Below are 15,445 nucleotides of genomic sequence, written 5' to 3' on the forward strand. Positions count from 1 at the left end.
GCGAGGAATCTATGTTAGACAATTTAAGCGCCACAAAAGTTAGCGGTGGCTGGCACAAGCAATACAGCCATACATCTACAAGCACCCATTGCCCAATGCGGTTTGCTATTTTCTTGCCACCCGGTGCCAGCCAAACTAATAAAGTACCGGTACTGTATTGGTTATCAGGCTTAACCTGTACGGATGAAAATTTTATGCAAAAAGCAGGTGCATTTAAAAAAGCGGCAGCGCTTGGTATTGCTATCGTTGCACCTGATACCAGTCCTCGTGGCGACACTGTGCCAGACCAAGACAGTTATGATTTTGGCCAAGGCGCAGGGTTTTATTTAAACGCCACCCAAGCCCCCTATAACACGCACTATAATATGTATGATTATGTGGTAAATGAATTGCCTTCGCTAATTGAACAGCACTTTCCCGTGACTGATAAAAAAGCGATTAGCGGGCATTCTATGGGGGGGCACGGTGCGTTGATGATTGCATTGCGCAATCCAAAAAGTTACACCAGTGTTTCTGCTTTTAGCCCAATCACTAACCCTATTGACTGTCCTTGGGGGCAAAAAGCGTTTAGTCAGTACTTAGGAGATGATCAATCACAATGGGCCAATTACGATAGCTGTGAACTAATGAAAAAGGCACACAGTAACGAATTTTTACCAATGCGTATTGACCAAGGTGATGCCGATAATTTTTTAGTCGAGCAACTAAAACCAGGCAACCTAACTGCAGTGGCAAAGCAAGTTAATTACCCGCTAACGTTGAATATGCACGCAGGCTACGATCATAGCTACTTTTTTATCAGCAGCTTTATCGACGAACACTTATCATTTCATCAACTGTATCTTCAGCGTTAATTGTATTCTCTACTGTGAGGTTGTCAGTCGTTACTTCCTCACATTGTTGTATTGATTTAGTTATTCTTTTGCATACCAGAGTAGGCTCTGAGCTTTCTTGCACTAACCCCACTAAAAAACGATCTACTTCGATGCCTAAGTCCGCAAATGACAAAGTCTGTTCATGACTAAAGTAAGTATTATCTTGAGGCGATACATGTGCGGGGGCCTGCGCTAAATCAGCATCATAATTTGTATCCGCTTTTGAATAAATAACTCCATCAACTAATACACCCGCTACAGTGCATGCGCTTAGTAATTGGCTGACAAGTAAAACAGTAATAAAGTGCTTGAACATAAATTTAATCCTTTATATCCCATTGCTTAAATGCGTAAGTTATTATTCAACTACCTCGAATGAGCCAGTTTTTAATAGCATTAGTATTGCTTAGTGGTTGTATCTGTAATACTCACTATAAACGAACGAGTATAAAACACTGTAAAAAACTGTAAGTGAATGACAATAAAGTAATTAAACTATAAACTAGCTCGAGCATAGCAACAGTAATAGGTTTAACTACACTTGTAACTCCTTCATAAACTCTTTTACAAATCCTATCAGCTGCAAAATAAAAATAAACAAAAATGGCACTGCACCAATAATTGCAATACTTCGGTTAAGTAATTCATTATTTTGTAATAACAATACCCAGCTACTTAGAGCTAAAGTAAAAGACCACACATACAAACTAAATCGATGACTGCTTTTTGTCCCCGCTAAATTACGGATCACTAAAATTGCAGAATCTGCCGAAGTAGCAACAAAGATCAGTAATAATAATAAGCTCGACCAAATAAGCACACCTCCTTGCCAACCTAACTGCTTAAAAAATACAAATAAGCCTTGTGTATAATCAGTTTTAATAGCGGCCATAATGCCACTACTATGGCCGCTATCCCAAGCAATAGCAGATCCCGAAAAAACACTAAACCAAATTAAAGTGACGAAAGTTGGCACAATTACTACGCCAACAATGTATTGCCAAACTGGCCGACCTTGACTTATTTTAGCTAAAAAAACCCCAACAAAAGGTCCCCACGCTAGCCACCAAAAATAATAATTATACGTCCAACTATTAGCCCAAGCAGGATCATTTAGTTGACTTGATAATTGCCATGTCCCTGTCACTAATAAGTGGCTATAAAATTTAACGCCACTGATCGCCACATCTATAATCGGTTGTAGTGGTACCATCATGATGAGCCAAATAAGTACTCCAAATGCTAAAAAAACATTAAATTGACTGAGTGTTTGAATACCCTTTTTTAATCCTAAGCGCGCAGATAAGCTAAACAACAGCGCTAATAACATAATAATAATCAAACCAACTAACCAAGGCGAGTTAATGCCAAGCTCAAGCTCAATCCCTTTTCGTAGTAATAATGTTGAATTTGCAATCGTGCCAACTACACCAAAAAAAATAGCTAAAATGGCCACTAACTGGATCACGTATTTACACTTTAGCTGCCCTGCGCGACTTAAAAATGAAGTTGTTACACTCAACACCGGAGCACTTATATCTCCCGCTTTGCCACTGTTATGGCTCAAACCACATAAGACTAAGCCAAATACTGCGTAGAGTGCCCATGCATGAGCGCCCCAGTTTACTAACGTAATAGCCAATGCAGCACCTTGTCTATCAGGGTAAAGACTTTGCTTTAATGGCGGTTGCAATACGTGCATGGCAGGCTCTGCTACGCCCCAAAAAATTAAACCCGATCCCATTCCTGCAGCAAATAACATTGACAACCAACCAAAAGTTGAAAACTCGACAGATGTATGCTCTCCACCTATTTTACGTTGTCCGAGTGGGCTAATAGCCAGCACAATAACGCTTATCAATAAAAAATTAACTAACAGAAAAAATGGTCCACCCAACACTGATAATGCATTAATGATCAGTGGTTGAATATGCGCGGTGAGCATATCAGGAAATAATAGAGCCCCGCTAACAAATAGCACACACAAGGTGAGCGCTAGTTTTTCAAGATTCGACACTAATTTAGGAATACGAGCTTTAATTACCACATAGATACCTTAAAAATTATACTAATTAAATCGGTTTTATCAGCGCTAACGTTACGACGCTTTAAAGCTACACCAAAGCAACTTTTTAATTTTACATAATTTAGACACAAAAAAACCGGCCGCAGCCGGTTTTCTGATACTTAATAGCAATTATATTGATTTACAGAGCTCTTGAACTCGCTTGCATGATCATGCATTTAATAAAACTGAGATCAATAAACTTTACTTTGCAGCCAAAAGCTTCGCTTGCTCTTGTTGGCTTGCCATAAATTCGTTAAAGGTGCCGTGGAAATTAACCACTTCTTTGTCACGAATATCAATAATACGAGTTGCCAATGATGAAACAAACTCACGGTCATGGCTGACAAAAATCAGCGTACCTTCAAAGCCTTTTAATGCATTATTAAGCGCTTCAATGGCTTCCATATCCATGTGGTTTGTCGGTTCGTCCATCACCAAAACATTTACGTCTTGCATCATTAATTTGCCAAACAATAGGCGATTTTTCTCACCACCTGAGCAGTTTTTAGCTTTTTTATTCGCATCATCCGCAGTAAACAATAACCGACCTAACATGCCACGCACCATTAAATCGTTATGCTTGGCTGTACGCCACTGTGACATCCAATCAAACAAGGTTAAATCGTTATCAAAGTCTTTACTACTATCTTGCGGACAATAGCCAATCGATGCATTTTCTGACCATTTTACAACACCGTGATTAGCTTCAAGTTCACCCACTAAACAGCGAATAAAGGTTGATTTACCAACACCGTTTTCACCAATAATCGCAAGTTTTGAACCTGCTTCTAAAATCAGCTCGCCGCCTTCAAACAATACTTCACCGTCAAAACCATGGCCAAAGTCTTCTAAGATCAATGCTTGGCGGTGCATCTTTTTACCTTCATCAAAATACAATGACGGCGCCATTCGGCTTGACGACTTCACTTCATCTAAGCTGATTTTATCCATGCGTTTAGCACGTGAACTCGCTTGTTTTGCTTTTGACGCATTAGCACCAAAGCGGTTAACGAAATCTTGTAACTCTTCAATTTCAGATTGCTTTTTAGCATTACCAGCAAGTAATTGATCACGAATAAGTGTTGATGCTTCAATGTATTTTTCGTAGTTACCTGGGTAAATACGCAGCTCACCGTAGTCAATATCAGCCATATGAGTACATACCGCATTAAGAAAATAGCGGTCATGAGAAATAATGATCATGGTACATTTACGCTGGTTAAGTTCGTGCTCTAACCAGCTAATGGTATGAATATCCAAGTTATTGGTTGGCTCATCCAGTAATAAAATATCAGGGTTAGCAAACAAGGCTTGCGCAAGTAAGACGCGCAGCTTCCAGCCAGGGGCTACTTGTGACATTAGACCAAAATGAAATTCTTCTTCAATACCCGCTTTTAATAAAATATCACCCGCGCGGCTTTCTGCACTGTAACCATCCATTTCAGCAAAAACGCTTTCAAGCTCAGCGACTTTCATACCATCTTCTTCACTCATTTCTGGCAGTGAATAAATACGTTCACGTTCTTGCTTTATTTTCCATAATGCAACGTCACCCATGATCACAGTATCAACCACTGAGTATTGCTCAAATGCAAACTGATCTTGGCTTAAGTTACCGACTTTCAGTCCTGGGCCAATTGATACGTTACCTGATGTTGGCACTAATGAGCCATTGAGGATTTTCATGAAGGTTGACTTACCGCATCCATTGGCGCCAATTAAGCCATAACGATTACCGTTACTAAATTTAGCGGAGATATTTTCGAACAAGGGTTCGGCACCAAACTGCATGGTGATATTAGCGGTAGAGATCAAAATGAATTTCCTAAGCAAATACTGACAAGTACACTGTTCGCTGAATAAGGAAAAGTTAATACAGGCAATAAGACGGTATAAAGAGGCCGCGAATTATACAGGCACTAGCTGCACTAGTCGAGCTTAGTCTCAATAATTGACTCACCGAGCACTGGTTTTTATGTGACTTAAATAAATTTTAATGTCATCTGCGGTTTCAGCCAATGATTTGTTCGATAGCAACAAAAAAGCGAAGGCAGTGCCTTCGCTTTTTTATCAAACATCTCGTTTAAGCAAGCTTGTCTGAAGCAACTTTATAAGTTGGATCTTCTATTACATTAACTTCGACTAAGTCGCGCGCTTTATGTAATAACTGTGTACAGTCTGGGCTCAAGTGGCGTAAATGCAACTGCTTACCTGCCTTGGTGTATTTATCAGCTAAAGTATCAATTGCTTCAATGGCACTGTGATCTGCCACTCGGCTGTATTTAAATTCGATGATAACATCTTTAGGGTCATTTTTAACATCAAACAACTCCGCGAACTTTTTCACTGAGCCAAAAAATAATGGGCCGTGTAGTTCGTAGACTTTAGAACCTTCTTCATCAATGTAGTTTGTAGTAAAAATATGTTTAGCATGTTGCCATGCAAATACTAAGGCTGACACAATCACACCCACACATACTGCAATTGCTAAGTCAGTTATCACCGTTACACCCGATACTAATACAATGACAAAAGCATCTGATTTTGGGACGCGTTTCATCATTTTGAAACTCGCCCATTCAAAGGTGCCTAATACCACCATAAACATCACGCCAACCAATGCTGCCAGCGGCACCATTTCAATCAAACTGGCGGCAAAAATAATGAATGCTAGGAGCATTAATGCTGCTGTGATACCAGATAGACGCGAACGACCACCTGAGTTAATGTTGATCATTGATTGACCAATCATCGCGCAGCCTCCCATCGCACCAAAGAAACCACAGGTAACGTTTGCAGCGCCTTGACCAATGCATTCTTTATTGCTGTGACCACGGGTTTCTGTGATTTCATCAATCAGGCTAAGGGTTAATAGTGATTCAATTAAACCAATTGCCGCTAAAATAAGTGCATAAGGTAAAATAATTTTCAGTGTTTCAAAGGTAAATGGCACCATTGGAATGTGAAATTGTGGTAAACCACCAGCAATAGTTGCCGCACTGTCACCGGTCATATCTTTTAAGAAATCAAGTACTGTACGCGCTTCTAAATCAAATCCGATAACAATGGCGGTTACAGTAACAATAGCGACTAATGTTGATGGCACAGCTGTAGTCAACTTTGGCAAAAAGTGAATAATAGCCATCGTTAAAGCGACTAATCCTAGCATGATCATCATCGGCGTGCCTGTCATCCACTGCATGCCACCTTGACCATCGGACACCTTAAATTGACCTAGTTGCGCTAAGAAGATGACAATCGCTAAACCATTTACAAACCCAAGCATCACCGGATGCGGAACCATACGAATAAACTTACCGAGCTTAAACACCCCTGCTAGTATTTGCAGTATCCCCATCAGCAATACAGTCGCGAAGAGATACTCAACCCCATGATCTAGCACTAAACTTACCATAACAACGGCAAGTGCACCGGTTGCACCGGAGATCATACCTGGGCGGCCGCCAAAAATAGCGGTGATCAAGCCAACAATAAATGCTGCATATAAACCAACTAAAGGCTCTACATTTGCAACAAACGCAAATGCAACAGCTTCAGGAACGAGTGCTAGGGCAACCGTTATACCTGATAAGATATCGTTTTTAGCAGAGCTCGGCGCCTTGCTTAATAAGTTAAACATTGAATTCCTCTTCGGGGTGTGGGATCAAAAAAGCGCTGAATTCTAACAAATTAAGCTAAAGTTAACAATTGCAGTAAGAGGAACAAGCTAACGCCTTTATAGCGCTAGCATGATTAGATACGATTAAAGTGGCAGCGATGTACTGCGTTTGACACAAGTCATAGTGACGTTTGAGTGAACTTCTTGAACAAATTCAAGATTCAATAAATTATCACGAACAAACTGTTCATAGCCTTCAATGCCTTTAGAAATGATCCGCAACATAAAGTCCATAGTGCCAGCCATACTGTAACATTCTGTTACTTCATCATAACTTAGGATAAGTCGTTCAAACTCAGCTAAATTTGTACGGCCATGATTTGATAAACGAACATGAGCGTACACTAGCATATCAAAGCCGAGCTTTTTCTCATCCAATAAGGCAACTTTGCCTTTGATGTAACCATCTTGCTCAAGCTTAGCAATACGACGCCAACAAGGTGATTGAGATAAACCGACTTTATCAGCAATATCAGCGGTCGAAAGACTTGCATCTTGCTGTAACAGTGCCAAAATTTGGCGGTCAACATGATTTAGAGACATTTTATTTCTTATTTATTTTACTAAATTGGTTAAATTATACATTGGTTTATAGGTTGAGTCTTGTACTTTTATGCATTTATTATGCGCAACTAACCAAATTTACCACTTATAAATGGATTCGATATGCGCTCAGTCAGCACTTTAGTGTCAGGTCCATGCCCAGATAGAATTCGCGTTTCATCAGGCAGTGTCAAAATTTGATTTTTAATCGAGTCAAGTAACTGCTGGGCATCCCCTTTAGGGAAATCTGTACGCCCTACTGAGCCTTTAAAAATAACATCACCCACTATCACTAACTGATGTGTTGCTTCATAAAATACAATATGCCCAGGCGTGTGGCCCGGACAATGACGAATGTCAAATCGCAATTGACCCAATGTAAACGTATCACCATGACTTAACCAATGCTGAGGATGAAAAGGCGCAATTGGTGCAAAGCCAAACATTTGCGCTTGCATAGGTAATGCATCAAACCAAAACAATTCGTCTTTTTGTGGCCCGACAATATCAACAGAAAAATGCTCAGCAAGTACTTTTGCCGCACCGACATGATCAAGATGACCATGGGTGAGTAAAATACACTGCAAGCTTAACTGATGCTTGGCAAGCTCAGTAATGATTTTATCAGCGTCGCCACCCGGGTCGATAACCGCTGCGTGGCGTGTTTGTTTACAAATAACCACTCGGCAATTTTGTGCAAAAGCGGTCACCGGTACGGTAATTATTTCCATATGTTAATTCTTTATTTGCGGTTTAGTGTCAAATGTCATCAGCACAGGATACTTTAAATAAGCTTGATCATAAAATGGCGTATGCTCATAGAGCCAGTTTAATCGTGCTTGTGCATCTTTAGCAAAAGCGGCATCCTCACGAATTTTTTTATCAAACTCAAGTGCAAGTGCCGGTTTATCTTTGAGCATATGGCGAGCATACGGCGCTAATGCATAGTTTTCCATGTACTCAGTACGTTGAAAAATCGTATTAAACTCACCCCACGCAAAAAATGAATCCGGTGCTTTGGGGTGTAAAAGATGGGCAACTAACTCACCGAAAGGTTGAGCAGTTTCAACTTTATACCAACCGGTCAAAGACTTTTCTGGTACATCAACAAAATCAAAATCTGCGTTTACTCGAAAGCGTCCTTCAAACGGCGCTTTATCAAATTCATGCTTTGTTACTACCGCGACTTTTAAATTAGTTACCAGCTCATCACTGCTCACGTTTTCTACTGTAATACCATGTAATTTGAGTTTTTCGACAATGTCTGGATACGCAGGTGGAATATAAAATGTACTTGGTACGGTGATCACGGTTTTTGCGTCCTTCTGCCAGTAAATAGGCAACGCATCATAGTGCTGTTTTTCGCCTAAATACTTTACTTCCATCTGGCCACTCAAGGCGCTTTTACTGCGCGAATATTTGATCCCTGCAAATGCGATAGTGTTTGGCTCTTTTGCATAACTGCGTTCAACAATAAGCTGGCTTGGCACAAAAGCTCGTTCTTTTTCAACCGCTTCGGTTAATTGATGATGATGTTGCGCCAATGCTGAAATAGCCCCATCTAAAAATACATAGGTGCCAAGTACACGTTGTTTATACGGTTTTAATGAATGATTTTCGACAAGAATTGTGGGTAACGATCTTAAATCCCCCCAACCATTCGAATAACGAGGCGTGGCAACCCAGCCCGCTAAGCCTTTTTTAAACTCGCGCTTATCCATTACAAATACCAGCGGCCCAGGTATATGGCCTTGCTCTTGTAATTTTGTGTCGATGATAGGTTTAAAATAATTATTGAGCGCATCTGACACACTTGGCGATTCACTGGCAAATACGGGGTTGTACCCGTAAGTTACATCGTATTGATAATCTGCACCGTCAGTCACATGCACATCGATATATAAATCTGGGTTAAACTGCTTGATCACCTTTAATACACCACGTACTTCCGGCGTATCTAGTTTGGTGAAATCACGATTTAAATTTAAATTATTAGCATTGGTTCTAAAGCCCATTTCAACTGGCCCACGCTGGTTTATGCGATTAAACTGACTACTACGCTCATGGCCATCAACATTTAAAATAGGAATAAATAAGATGTTCACTTGGCTTAAAATATCTCGACGTTTACCGGTTGCAATATCGCGTAGCAACATAAACATCGCATCTTTACCGTCAATTTCGCCGGCATGAATTCCCGCTTGAATAAAAATAGTCGGCTTGGCGTTTTGCATTAACTGCGAAGGTGTAAATGCACCATCTTCGCTTGCTACCATCATGTTGATCGCACGGCCACTGGCACTATGTGCAATAGTTTGCACTTGGAATTGGGTAGGGTTTGCTGCAACAAGACGATCTACAAAGGCCATAGTTTGCTGATAATTTGGTGACTTTAGCCCTTCGCTTAGTTCGAAATCAGTGGTTAATGGGCCTTTTTGTTGTATCAGTGCCAAACTTTGACCTTGCCATGGCAACAATGGCGGTAAATGGCTATCTAATGTAACACTGGCACTTAACAATAATAAACTGGCGATCATAGGACTCTCAAACGTTGGCCTCTTTAATAGCTTGAAATTATAACAAGGATAAATGACAGATCGCGTAAACTGCGGTGATTCAACAAAAAAATGCAGCCAATGACAATTTAAAAATTTTATAGGGCTAATTTTCACGCATTAAAAAAGGCGCTATAAAAGCGCCTTGCCACTCAAGAATAATGTGCTTAAAACATATCTTGATAAGGATTCGTTTTACTAAATGCAATGGCTTTATCAAAACCGGGAATATGCATGTCGGTATCAGAAATGACAATTTCATCTTCATCAATCATGCCATCACCAAAGCGATAGATTAGCTCATATTGTCCTAAGTCAGCTTGTTGCTGATAATTAGTCTGAGCAGCTGTAACGGTTTGATTGCTCAATGCATATGCATCCATCACCGCACTACCATGGCGTTTTGCTAACATTTTCATGGTCACCATGGGTGACAAAACAGTGGCGGTGGCATTATTTCCGCCAAAGCCTTTTGAATTAATAAAAGCAATATCCATGTCTTCGCATTGATAATGCTCAGTACGAATATCTAAATACTGGTTATGCACATCCTTGGCCACTTTATCTATGGTGGTAATACCCGGCATAATATTATGTGCAAAGACACCCAGCGCCATCGCTAATTGGTCGCCACTAGCTGGCGCAATTGTGTGCCCTACATACGCTTTTGGTGCTGCTACTTTCCAATTATCAATGGCAAACGTTTGTGCCACCTTATGATAAATTAATGACTCTGTTACGCGGTTTTGCGGTGTGCTTGAACCATGCGCTAAAATAAAGCTACGTTGTTGTAATGCTTCTTTACCTAATAAGCTCGTGGCTAATGCCGCCGACTTCGCCATGGTTATATAATTACCCGGTCCCGGTGATGTAATTGATTTTTTAACGCCATCAGCATTTACAAATACATCCGGCACGCTGCCTAGAATGTCTGCCCCCAACTCCAGTGCTAACGCATCATCCATTAGAATCGCTACTTGTGCGCCTTCACCTAAAGTAAAGCCACAATTTTCGCCAAATGGGCGGCTACTTTTACGATAATCAGGCTCATCATCATTGCTTAAGTTATCCAAGCGTCGTAAACCTTCAATATTCGCCAGCGCACTCATATTACCAAAGCCTTCAACAACTTCAGGGGTAATTGCGCATTCAACACTTGCCACAATAGCAACACGTGTACGCCCTGCTTGTATATCGTTTACTGCAGCGCGCAAGTTATATAAAAATGTTGCACACGCGCCTGAAGTTGAAAACGTAGTGCCTACATTGCCCGTCACATAGGCATTAATAAAATCGGTCGACATTGTATTTAAGCCAAGCGCTAACTGCTTGGTGCTGACGCGATCACCTTGCTGGCGCGCTTTTACTAAACCACCTAAGCCCTTGTCATCCATTTGACCAATAACCGACGCTGAATAAGTGCCAATTTTATCAGGCTCAACACTATTCATAATGTGTTGCCAATCAAGTCCGGTTGATTTAATCGCGTCAGTAGCAGCAAAAATAGTGGCTTGTAAACCACGTGGCTGGTAGCGACTGTTGTACATAATAGATGGATCAAACCCTGTTGGTAGTTGCCCAGCCGATTTAATCGGATTATCGCGAGTAGAATCATGTTTAATATCAAACTGAGCCGCAATGGTTACTTTTACTTTTTTATTTTCAAGCTCTTCTACTTGCCAACTTGTAGGGACCGGCGAAGGTAAATCTCGACGACGTGTTTCAAACACAATGGCGCTTTCATCTGACGCGGTTAACGTCATTTTTTGCTGCCATGGTGTTGCATCGACATCAAAATGCTCTTTTTCAATTTTGCGAATTAACGTACCGGCAATAATTTGCTCACCAAAGCGTGCTTCTATGTCGCTTTGCTCAACAGTATTGCCTTTTAAATCTTGCAGTTGCCCATTCACAAGACTCACTAAATTCATTAACGTGGCGAGGCCTAAAAATGTTTCTTGCCGGGCTTGAGTATCTAAGTTATTTAACACGATACGACGATAACCTTGATGAAAAGAAGTACGGCCTGCGGCGTTAATTCCACCCATGCCGATAATAACGGGTAATGCTGTCATAATTTACCTTGAGAAAACGTGTTATAGGAGAAGCTTGCAGTTTAGATGGATTTAATTATCAACATTGTGCTTAAATAGCCAAATAATGAGCCTATGAGGCCAAATCAAACTGGTCGGAGCAATTAAATGGACAACAACTTGGTACTTAGCCCTTTGCAAATAAGTATTTTGGTATACCAGCACTTATTGATCACCAGTGTCACCTTGCCAATTGAAATGCTCAGAGCCGGTGAGGCGTACGCCAAGGGGCATCTAAACAGCAAAATTTTTCGGCCATTAACGATTAATTTAATCGCTGAGGACAGCGAACCTATCAAAAATCGCAGCGGCTTAGCAATATTACCGGATCACACTTACGGCACAGCACCTTACAGTGACTTGATTATTGTGCCCGGTATTTGGCGCAATCCTCGCCCTGTTGTCAGAGCAAACTCTGGGTTAGTTCAGTGGCTTGCCAGCAGCTGGCAAACGGGTAGCTCAATCATTGGCGTGGGTACTGGCAATTGCTTAGTCGCTGAAGCTAAGTTATTAAATGGTCACCCCGCTACCACTCATTGGCATTATGCAGAACAATTTAAACGCGACTACCCACAAGTACTGCTCAAGCCTGATTTTTTTATCACTCAATCTGAGCGCTTATACAGTGTGGCAAGTCTAAATGCCTTAGCAGATGTGATCGTGCATATTATTAGCCAATACTACGGACAGGCCGCCGCTCAGCATGTTGAGCGCAACTTTTCTCACGAAATTAGGAAACCTTACGAAGATCAGCGCTACCTTGAAGGCGCCGTTGATCGGCATCCAGATGAACTCATCGCGCAAATTCAATTTTGGTTAAAAAACAACTTAACCACAGAACAAAGTTTAACAGAGGTCGCTCAACTATTTAGTTTGAGTTACCGCTCTTTTACCCGCCGTTTTCGCATTGCGACCAACCAAAGCCCCATTGAATATTGGCAGCAATTACGCGTACAAACAGCCAAAGAGCTACTTGCATCATCTAACTTATCAATTCAGGAGGTTGCTTTAGAGGTGGGTTACAATGATCAAGGTCATTTAACCCGCGTGTTTAAGAAAGTGCTCTCGCAAACGCCTAGCGAGTATCGAAAAGTGGTTAGAAGAAAGTTATTTGGTTAATAAGTTGCGGGGGGTTATTTTTAAACAGTTAAACCTTTTAGATAGCAAAATATACAGTGCGGGTTAAACATGAGTATCGACGTTTAACGCGCATCATTTACCATCGCTGTCGATTTGAGTACGCCTTTCAAATACTAACTTCAATGCTGCGTCCATTTCTTTAATAAAGTCATCCTTAAATGGAAATTTTTCTGATGGCGCTTTCAAATAACCAATGTGAGCAGTTCGCTTGAAAATAATTCTGTCTTGCTGAAGTTGACTCAAATCAACAAATGGATGGCTTTGCTTAAGTGCTTTAATACCTGATAAGATGGCCCACTTGTCATTGATATAACAGTCGATTCTATTTTTAGCCAGCTTCAAAATATTTGATAATGTATCTTTGTTTTCCCATATTTTTATTTTGTTTTGCTCCAGGGCAGTGTTCAATGCTTGATCGAATAAGAGATACCCTGCATTGATACCAACATTAATCGGCTTTAATGGATATTCTGTGTTTTCAATCTTGAGTAAGCTTGAGTTTGGATTACAAAAAGCTTGTATTACTTCTTCATGCAGCGGCTCTGAGTAAGGCCAAATAAAACTGCGCCCTTGCACATTTTTATAAGGAGGTAGTAAGGCAAAGTCCTCTCCTCGTCTAAGTGCGTCAACACCGCGCTTCCAAGGTACTGGTTGCAACTCTATAATATATTTTTCACTGATCAAATCGGCAGCTTGACGAACTACATCAACATATAAGCCCACTAACTCACCGTCTTTAAGGTAAGAATATGGGGGATAACTATCATCGACTAATATCACAACACGATAGCTTGGTTTGGCCACTACCGGTATTGTAAAAAAGAAAGCAAACAGCAGTAATGCAATTCTTTTCGGCCCATTCCACTGTATTATTTGCCAACTCAATTCCATTAAACAACACCTAAATAAATAATCACTGGTTATTAGCGTAGTCAGATTCATATTTTTTACAAATCTTACCATCCCCAAATATTATACCTACTCAAACGCTAAAATAACAAAAGCATAAGGCTTACTCTTATTATTACGATAAGCGTACGACAAGGACTATCTAAGTGCCGGACTTTCTAGGCCATTAACGACCGATTTAATCGCGCTGGACTGTAAATCTTTAAACGAGCTAGTCCCTCGATCATAGATAGAGAAAACCGAACTAAGCAGCAAATAAAATCAAACGCTAATTAGACGTTTATATCTATATAAATTATAGTAATAGCATTAAAAGTGCTAAAAATTACATGGAGGCGCCATGACGGCAAATTTTAGCGATGTGCTTTTGGATCAAAAAGATAATTCAACAATCGATGCTAAATTGACAAATTTGCTGGGATTGGTGCGCAAACATTTAAATATGGATGTTGCTTTTATTTCAGAGTTTATTAACGATGAGCGCGTTTTCAAAGTTGTCGATAATCCATCAGCGAATAAAACGGTTAAAGTGGGCAATTCCGATCCTATTAATGAAACATATTGCCATAAAATCAGTGAGAAACAGCTTAGCCCTATTATTACCAATTCAAAAACAAATCCAATTACTCAAATAATGCCAGTAACCGACAAGTTAAACATAGGCGCTTATATTGGTGTGCCTATCAATCTTTCAAATGGTAAATTATATGGTACATTTTGTTGTTACAAATCGCATCATGATGAAAGCTTAAACGAGCGGGACTTGTCTTTTTTAAACATAATCTCTGAAATTGCAACTGGATTAATTGAAAAAAACCTGCATAACACTGCATTGCATGGCCAAACCAAATTAGCAATTGAAGAGGTTATTGCAAGCAACAATATAAGTATTTATTTTCAGCCTATTTTTAATCTATTTAGTAATAAAATTGCGGGCTTTGAATCACTGTCACGCTTTTTTACCAAACCTTATAAAACACCTGATCTCTGGTTTAAAGAGGCAACAGATGTGGGCCTAGGGGAATCTCTGGAAATGCTGGCAATAAAAAACAGCCTCGCCTATATTGCACAATTTAATGACACCACTTATATCGCCATTAATTGTTCACCATCCCATATACTTTCGGGTGCACTTGAATATACTCTGCAAGGAGCCGATTGTTCAAGGTTGGTATTAGAAATAACTGAACATTCACCAATATCAGACTATACAGTAATGCGAGCTGCATTAGCGCCACTGCGAAAAAAAGGGCTACGTTTGGCTATTGATGATGTAGGTGCTGGCTTTTCGTCGTTTCAACATATTTTAGAACTAGAAGCCGACATTATTAAATTAGATATCAGCCTTACTCAAAATATAAATAAAGACAATCGTAAGTTTTTACTGGCCAAGGCACTGTGTGGCTTTGCTAAAGCAATAGACTGTACGATTGTTGCCGAAGGCATTGAAACGCAAGCAGAGCTTAACGCATTAAGAAAATTAAATGTTGATAATGTGCAAGGTTACTTTATTGGCCGCCCTGCTCCTATTGAAGATGCATTGAGCTATCAAAGCATTACTTTATCAACATAAAAACGCCACT

Annotated in this window: 12 protein-coding genes; 3 read left to right on the forward strand and 9 right to left on the reverse strand. The window is 40.2% G+C overall.

What is annotated here, in order from left to right:
* Positions 1–11: 11 nt before the first annotated feature.
* Positions 12–854 (forward strand): S-formylglutathione hydrolase, encoded by an 843-nt coding sequence (fghA, locus tag H5187_RS01555; protein WP_182797482.1) that lies wholly within the window; start codon positions 12–14, stop codon positions 852–854.
* On the opposite strand, the gene H5187_RS01560 is transcribed toward fghA, so the two are convergent.
* The 8 genes from H5187_RS01560 to H5187_RS01595 all read right to left on the reverse strand — a co-directional run bounded on the left by H5187_RS01560 (position 808) and on the right by H5187_RS01595 (position 11,795).
* The gene (locus H5187_RS01560; protein ID WP_182797483.1) at positions 808–1,191 is read right to left on the reverse strand and encodes a hypothetical protein; all 384 of its coding nucleotides are present in this window, start codon (positions 1,189–1,191) and stop codon (positions 808–810) included. The genes fghA and H5187_RS01560 overlap by 47 nt on opposite strands.
* A 219-nt stretch (positions 1,192–1,410) precedes the next feature.
* Complete coding sequence (locus H5187_RS01565; protein WP_310737458.1) at positions 1,411–2,922, reverse strand: BCCT family transporter; 1,512 nt, start codon at positions 2,920–2,922, stop codon at positions 1,411–1,413.
* Positions 2,923–3,144: 222 nt separating this feature from the next.
* On the reverse strand, positions 3,145–4,758 hold the full coding sequence (locus H5187_RS01570; protein WP_145233148.1) for an ABC-F family ATPase: 1,614 nt from the start codon (positions 4,756–4,758) through the stop codon (positions 3,145–3,147).
* A gap of 268 nt (positions 4,759–5,026) precedes the next feature.
* Entirely contained in the window at positions 5,027–6,583 is a 1,557-nt protein-coding gene (locus H5187_RS01575; protein ID WP_182797484.1) for a SulP family inorganic anion transporter, read from the reverse strand.
* 123 nt (positions 6,584–6,706) lie between these two features.
* Positions 6,707–7,165 carry an Lrp/AsnC family transcriptional regulator gene (locus tag H5187_RS01580; RefSeq protein WP_016707271.1) on the reverse strand — a complete coding sequence of 153 codons (459 nt, stop codon included), beginning with the start codon at positions 7,163–7,165 and terminating at the stop codon, positions 6,707–6,709.
* Positions 7,166–7,254: 89 nt separating this feature from the next.
* Positions 7,255–7,896 (reverse strand): MBL fold metallo-hydrolase, encoded by a 642-nt coding sequence (locus H5187_RS01585; RefSeq protein WP_145233146.1) that lies wholly within the window; start codon positions 7,894–7,896, stop codon positions 7,255–7,257.
* A 3-nt stretch (positions 7,897–7,899) separates the two neighbouring features.
* Positions 7,900–9,702, reverse strand: a complete 1,803-nt coding sequence (locus tag H5187_RS01590; protein ID WP_182797485.1) for a M14 family metallopeptidase — start codon at positions 9,700–9,702, stop codon at positions 7,900–7,902.
* 185 nt (positions 9,703–9,887) lie between these two features.
* A complete protein-coding gene (locus H5187_RS01595) occupies positions 9,888–11,795 on the reverse strand; it encodes a beta-ketoacyl synthase (protein ID WP_182794022.1) in 1,908 nt (635 codons plus the stop codon).
* 126 nt (positions 11,796–11,921) lie between these two features.
* Between H5187_RS01595 and H5187_RS01600 the strand changes: the two genes are divergently transcribed.
* Positions 11,922–12,932: a GlxA family transcriptional regulator gene (locus H5187_RS01600; protein WP_182717418.1), complete on the forward strand. Its 1,011-nt coding sequence runs from the start codon at positions 11,922–11,924 to the stop codon at positions 12,930–12,932.
* Positions 12,933–13,025: 93 nt separating this feature from the next.
* Here H5187_RS01600 and H5187_RS01605 read toward each other — a convergent pair whose 3' ends face one another.
* The gene (locus H5187_RS01605) at positions 13,026–13,844 is read right to left on the reverse strand and encodes an ABC transporter substrate-binding protein (protein WP_182797486.1); all 819 of its coding nucleotides are present in this window, start codon (positions 13,842–13,844) and stop codon (positions 13,026–13,028) included.
* 358 nt (positions 13,845–14,202) lie between these two features.
* On the opposite strand from H5187_RS01605, the gene H5187_RS01610 reads away from it, so the two are divergent.
* Complete coding sequence (locus tag H5187_RS01610; protein WP_182794021.1) at positions 14,203–15,435, forward strand: EAL domain-containing protein; 1,233 nt, start codon at positions 14,203–14,205, stop codon at positions 15,433–15,435.
* The last annotated feature ends 10 nt before the right edge of the window (positions 15,436–15,445 follow it).

Origin of the sequence: Pseudoalteromonas sp. SG44-1, from assembly GCF_014164315.1 — a bacterium.
GTDB lineage: Bacteria > Pseudomonadota > Gammaproteobacteria > Enterobacterales > Alteromonadaceae > Pseudoalteromonas > Pseudoalteromonas rhizosphaerae.

Excerpts from the sequence above, each read along its gene's own strand:
- fghA (WP_182797482.1), top strand. The coding sequence starts at position 12 with ATGTTAGACAATTTAAGCGCCACAAAAGTTAGCGGTGGCTGGCACAAG.
- H5187_RS01560 (WP_182797483.1), bottom strand. The coding sequence starts at position 1,191 with ATGTTCAAGCACTTTATTACTGTTTTACTTGTCAGCCAATTACTAAGC.
- H5187_RS01575 (WP_182797484.1), bottom strand. The coding sequence starts at position 6,583 with ATGTTTAACTTATTAAGCAAGGCGCCGAGCTCTGCTAAAAACGATATC.
- H5187_RS01580 (WP_016707271.1), bottom strand. The coding sequence starts at position 7,165 with ATGTCTCTAAATCATGTTGACCGCCAAATTTTGGCACTGTTACAGCAA.
- H5187_RS01585 (WP_145233146.1), bottom strand. The coding sequence starts at position 7,896 with ATGGAAATAATTACCGTACCGGTGACCGCTTTTGCACAAAATTGCCGA.
- H5187_RS01590 (WP_182797485.1), bottom strand. The coding sequence starts at position 9,702 with ATGATCGCCAGTTTATTATTGTTAAGTGCCAGTGTTACATTAGATAGC.
- H5187_RS01595 (WP_182794022.1), bottom strand. The coding sequence starts at position 11,795 with ATGACAGCATTACCCGTTATTATCGGCATGGGTGGAATTAACGCCGCA.
- H5187_RS01600 (WP_182717418.1), top strand. The coding sequence starts at position 11,922 with ATGGACAACAACTTGGTACTTAGCCCTTTGCAAATAAGTATTTTGGTA.
- H5187_RS01605 (WP_182797486.1), bottom strand. The coding sequence starts at position 13,844 with ATGGAATTGAGTTGGCAAATAATACAGTGGAATGGGCCGAAAAGAATT.
- H5187_RS01610 (WP_182794021.1), top strand. The coding sequence starts at position 14,203 with ATGACGGCAAATTTTAGCGATGTGCTTTTGGATCAAAAAGATAATTCA.